The sequence below is a fragment of the Pseudoalteromonas sp. LC2018020214 genome (assembly GCF_016598755.1).
Classification (GTDB): domain Bacteria; phylum Pseudomonadota; class Gammaproteobacteria; order Enterobacterales; family Alteromonadaceae; genus Pseudoalteromonas; species Pseudoalteromonas distincta.
The window spans coordinates 997,614-1,003,507 of the sequence record NZ_CP066804.1 but is presented as its reverse complement, the minus strand read 5'-3'; the positions used below and the strand labels follow the sequence as shown (position 1 = coordinate 1,003,507).

Annotated in this window: 3 protein-coding genes; all 3 read left to right on the top strand. The window is 38.9% G+C overall.

Annotation, left to right across the window (positions count from 1 at the left end):
- Positions 1-239: 239 nt before the first annotated feature.
- Positions 240-2,216, top strand: coding sequence for a TolC family outer membrane protein (locus JG479_RS04390; protein WP_039484695.1), 1,977 nt, complete (start codon positions 240-242; stop codon positions 2,214-2,216).
- Between the two features lie 107 nt (positions 2,217-2,323).
- A complete protein-coding gene (locus JG479_RS04385) occupies positions 2,324-4,462 on the top strand; it encodes a type I secretion system permease/ATPase (protein WP_200220042.1) in 2,139 nt (712 codons plus the stop codon).
- Entirely contained in the window at positions 4,459-5,880 is a 1,422-nt protein-coding gene (locus JG479_RS04380; RefSeq protein WP_200220041.1) for an HlyD family type I secretion periplasmic adaptor subunit, read from the top strand. The genes JG479_RS04385 and JG479_RS04380 overlap by 4 nt, the downstream gene beginning before the upstream one ends.
- Positions 5,881-5,894 lie beyond the last annotated feature (14 nt).

Here is a 5,894-nt window from a genome sequence, read left to right as displayed (position 1 = left end):
TTTGGTACCCTCAAACTTTTTAAAATAACAATCTAATAAGTTAAAGGTAGGACAAAAAAGCCACATAGATACTGTACTCAAGTACAGGTTTAGAAGAAAAATTCAAAAATAAAAAATCAACAAGAAAGTGGTAGAAATTTTTTTTTATGCTAACCAAAACGATTACTTGCAAAAATAGTATTCCTTTACTAAATACTTAAGGGAGTATTTTCGGTCTTAACAGGATCTAAGAGGAAGAAATGATTACAAAAAACACTTTTAAGAAACATCAAGGGACTATGTTAATCGGACTAACGATTACAGCCGCAACTCTACTAAACTATGTGCATGCAAATGAACAATCAGCAATGCCACTTACCTATGTCTCAAGTAAAGCGATTGAAAACAATCCTGAAGTACAAGAAGCATGGCATGCTTTTAAATCTTCGATTTATGGAGTAGATGCAGCCCGCTCAGGTTATTTACCAAGTGTTGATGTATCAGCAAGCGCGGGGTATGAAAGAAGAAATTACGGTGTTGAAGAAGAATATAACCGTAATACGGCCGAGTTAAGTGTTACTCAAATGCTTTACGACGGTTTTAGGACCTCTAATACTGTTGATCGCTTTAAACGCATTCAACTCATTAGGTACTTTGAGCTTATTTCTCAAACAGAACAAACAGCACTTGAAGCCTCAATAGCCTTGCTTGACGTACAAAAATTCAAAGAGTTAGTACAACTTGCAGAAGCAAATTTACAAGAGCACGAGTCTGTATATCAACAAATAGAACAAAGTGTAGGAGCTGGTGTAGCGCGCGCTGCCGACCTAGAACAAATTAGTGGGCGCTTATCTTTAGCACAATCTAACGTATTAACGGAGTACTCAAATTTACATGATGTAAGCGCTCGCTACTTAAGGGTTGTAGGAGAGCTTCCTATGAACGACATAAAGCAAGCTGACCTTGATGAAAAAAATATACCAATTTCAGTTAATCAAGCGCTAGACGTCGCTTACAAAAATAGCCCTTCGTTTTACGCCTCTTTGTATAATATTGAAGCACAAAAAGCGAACGCAAAAGCACAAAAAGCAGCGTTTCATCCTAACGTAGATTTATCTGCCCGCTACGGTAGCCAAGATAGAGATGAACTTGGTCAAAATGAAACCAGAACAGAAGCGCGAGTCGGCATCGATATTAGCTATAATTTATATAATGGTGGTCTTGATAATGCCAATTTAGAACAAGCCTATCAGGATATAAACATTGCAAAATATCAACGCGATCAGTCTTGTATTGATATTCGTCAGAGCCTGCAAATTGCTTATTACAACGTTACTATATTAGAGCAAAAGTTACCGGCGCTTGATCAACACCGCGAATCATCAACTAAAGTTAAAATTGCATATAAGGATCAATTCGATATAGGCCAACGAACTCTACTAGACGTACTTGATGCCGAAAACGAATCATTTCAATCAACACGTTCATACATAGTGGCGCTTTATGACCGTCAATCAGCTATTTTAACTATGCTAAAAGAAATGGGGAAATTACTGCCAGCACTTAACGTGATGTCAGATAAATACCCTACATTAAAAGAGCTAACTGACGACCCTATTGTTCATAACGCACAAAATATCTGTCCGAGTTACGATGTAGCAACCACCTTTAGCCGCAAGGCATTTCTTCAAAAAAAAGCTAAGCAAGATAATGCATACATGAGTGTAACGGCTATGCCAAGGTACTTAGATATACCGCTGGAAACCGACACGACAGCAAGCAGCTTTACCGATGATGATGGTGACGGTGTACCAAATGAGCAAGACACTTGCCCAAGCACACCTTTGAGTACAAATGTAGATTTATCTGGTTGCACAATTTATAGCGCATCAACCTCAAATATAGAAATTGGTATTCCTTTTTCTGCTGATTCAAGCGATGTAAGGTCTCAATATATTCAAGAAATTAGTCGGCTTGCAGATTTTTTAAAAGAGAACCCAACTAAACAGGTTGAAATACAAGGTCATGCCTCTTTAGATGGAGACCGTATATACAACCGTAAACTATCAGAAAAACGTGCGTTTGCCGTAGCTGAAATTCTGATTAAGCAATTCGATGTAGAACCTAAACGTGTTAAATCGTTTGGGTATGGCATCGATCAACCACGTGTAAACGAAATATCAGTAAGAGCAAATGCTGCGAATCGACGTATCGAAGCTGTAATTACTGATATCTAAGTCAATTAACGTTATGTAAATAACCTAGACTCGACTTGAAATATTTAAGTCGAGTTTAGGTTTACTAGTAACAATCGTATGCAGTTCTACATAACATTGGATGGTGTATGGAATTAAACGATGTACTTGATCATGGTGGCATCCTCGTTGACTGCCTAGCAGTTTTATGTCGTCATCATGGTAAAGAGTTTTCAAGAGAAGCACTATTAAATGGACTTCCTCTAACTGATGGAAATCTTACTCCATCAGGTTTTTCGCGCGCAGCAAAGCGCATTGGCTTTAAATCAAAAGTAGTTAATAAGCCACTACAAAAAATTAATACAGCACTGCTACCTGCCATCTTAATTTTAAAAGATAACCAAGCCTGTGTTATTAATTCTATTGATTACGATAAACAGTTGGTGAGTGTAATTTACCCAGAACTTACAGAATCAGTTATCGAACAAAGCATTGATGAGTTAGCTGCTAACAGTGTAGGTTTAGTTATTTATGCTCAACCAGAGTTTGCATTTGATGAGCGAACACCTGTACTTGAAAAACTATCAAAAGACGGATGGTTTTGGGGAGTAATTAAAGAATGCCGCTCACTTTATAAAGACGTAATTATTTCGGCTGTTGCTTTGGGCTTTTTGTCGGTTGCTATGCCTTTATTTGTAATGAACGTATATGACCGCGTAGTGCCCAACCACGCAACAGAAACCTTATGGGTACTTGCCATTGGCATTTTAATAGCACTCACTGCTGACTTTGTTTTGCGCTTAGTAAGAGGCTACTTTGTAGAGCTTGCTGCCAGTAGAATAGATGTCAAAGTATCGGCTGTAATAATGGAGCGGGTATTAGGTATGAAACTAAAAAACCGCCCATCATCCGCAGGCTCCTTTGCTAGCAACATTCAATCATTTGAAGCTGTACGTAACTTTTTTAGCTCCATAACACTTGTCGCATTAGTCGACTTACCATTCGTAGTTTTGTATTTAATTGTTATTGCCATTATTGGCGTACCTCTAAGTTTACCTATTATCGCGGGCGCACTTATATTATTAGCTTACGCTATAGCCGCACACCGCAAACTTGAGGCTCTTTCAGAACAAACAATGAAAGCAAGCTCAATGCGAAATGCAGTATTAGTCGAAAGCTTAACCAATATTGAAGATGTAAAGAGCTTTCACTCAGAGTGTAAAACACAGTCTATATGGGAAAAGTCGACCATTTACATTGCACAAGTAAACGCACATAGCCGACTCGTTTCAAGCTCCATATCAAATACAGCATCATGGATACAGCAATGCGTAGGCGTAATAATAATGATAATAGGCGTGCACCTCGTTATTGAAGGTGAGCTAACTCAAGGCGGGTTAATTGCAGCCTACCTATTATCGTCTCGTGCTATGGGCCCAATCGGGCAGTCGGCCGCTGTTTTAGCACAATATCATCATGCCGCAATAGCAATGCAATCACTGAACGAGATTATGGAAAAAGAGGTCGAGCGTCCACCTGGTAAGCATTGGTTAAGCCACCCTATTTTGAAAGGCGATATAGAATTTAAAGATGTATGTTTTAAATACTCTGACGAATCTCATAATGCGCTCAACGGCGTTAGTTTTAAAATTAAAGCCGGTGAAAAAGTCGCCATTTTAGGACGTAATGGCTCAGGTAAAAGTACATTAGAAAAGCTTATTTTAGGACTATACGACCCCTGTTCAGGATCAATTTTGATGGACAATAATGATATACATCAAATTGACCCAGCTGAGCTTCGTCATAATATTGGCTACCTACCACAAACCGTTGCTCTGTTTTATGGAACCTTGAAAGACAACCTCACCATGAGTGCTTGGCATGCCAAAGACGAGCAAATTATTGAAGCTTGTGAGCGAAGCCAATTATTTGATTTAATTAATTCGCACCCAGACGGATTTGATTTACAAGTAGGCGAGCAAGGTCGTCAATTATCAGGTGGGCAGCGCCAAGCTGTAGGTATGGCAAGAGCCATAATTAACGACCCTCCAATACTATTACTAGATGAGCCAACCTCATCACTAGATCATAATAGTGAAAGTAAAATTATTAATAATTTAAAGGGTTATTCTAAAGATAAAACCTTAATCGTGGTGACTCACCGCTCATCATTACTTGAGCTTGTTGACCGAATTATAGTTTTAGATAACGGAAAAGTAGTTGCTGATGGACCAAAACAAAAAGTAATTGCAGCGTTAAATAATAAGACAGTGGAGCAAGCCTCATGAGTGACAATAAAAAACCACTTGAACAGCGCTCCTTTGAATCTGTTAGCAGAGCAATAGAAGCAAGAAAACAAGGCAAGCAATCAATATTTAATAAACTATTTAAAGGATGGATTTCTCCGCCTAACAGCCAAGACTGGGTAGTCGATGCGCAGTGGGAAAAAATGCAACAGGAGCCAGCAAGCGCTAGGTTATTGCTCTATTTAATTTGTTTAACGTTTATATGCCTTATTGTGTGGTCTGGCTTTGCTAATTTAGATGAAGTTGCTCGTGGTGAGGGGCGTGTTATTCCCTCCAATAAATTACAACTTATTCAATCTTATGATGGTGGTATGGTCGAAAAAATAAATGTAAAAGAGGGGCAAATAGTAAATGAGGGTGATGTACTCATTAAAATAGACCCTACCCGCTTTATTTCTAGCTTTAGAGAAAACCAATCCAAAGTTGAGTCGTTAAGCGCAAAAGTAGCGAGACTCAGAGCACTCACTCAAAAAAAGGAGCTCGTATTTAGTGAATCTGTTATTAAAAATGCGCCTAGAGTTGTGCAACATGAACGTTCTCTTTATTTGAGTAACAGCCAAGAATTAGAGCAACAAGTAAGTATTCACAAACGCCAACTAGAGCAGCGACACCAAGATTATATTGAAGCCAAAGCGGCACTTGAGCAGCATACGAGCGCGCTGCGCTTAACAAACAGAGAGCTCTCTGTTACTCGCCCATTGTTACGCACGGGCGCTATCTCAGATATAGATATTATTCGTTTAGAGCGCCAAATAGTTGATCTAAACGGCGAGATAAACAGAACCAAGGCAGTTATAAATAGGAGCCTTTCGGCCATTAACGAAGCTAAAAATAAAGTAACCGAAGTTGAACTCGTTATGATTAACCGTTGGAACAATGAACTATCCGAAGCGCTACTTAGACTAGATTCAATTAAAGAAACTGAATCTGGCTTGGCCGATAAAGTAACTCAAACCGAAATACGTTCTCCTGTTAAAGGCACTGTACAGCGATTATTAGTTAATACTGTTGGCGGTATTTTACAGCCCGGTAGTGATGTTATGGAAATTGTCCCGCTTGACGATCAACTTGTAGTAGAGGCAAAAATTCCGCCTAAAGACATTGCATTTTTACGCCCTGGGCAATCTGCGATGATAAAATTTAGTGCCTACGACTTTGCCGTATATGGAGGCCTTGAGGCAGAGGTTTTACATATTAGCGCCGATACCATTACAGATGACCGTGAGAATACCTTTTATTTGGTGCAACTAAAAACCACCAAAAATAACTTTTCAAAAGAGCTGACTATTATTCCAGGAATGACCACTCAAGTGGATATTATTACCGGTAAAAAAACCGTACTTGAGTATCTTTTAAAACCAGTTCTTAGAGCTACATCGCAAGCAATGACAGAGCGTTAAGCATTTAATAAATG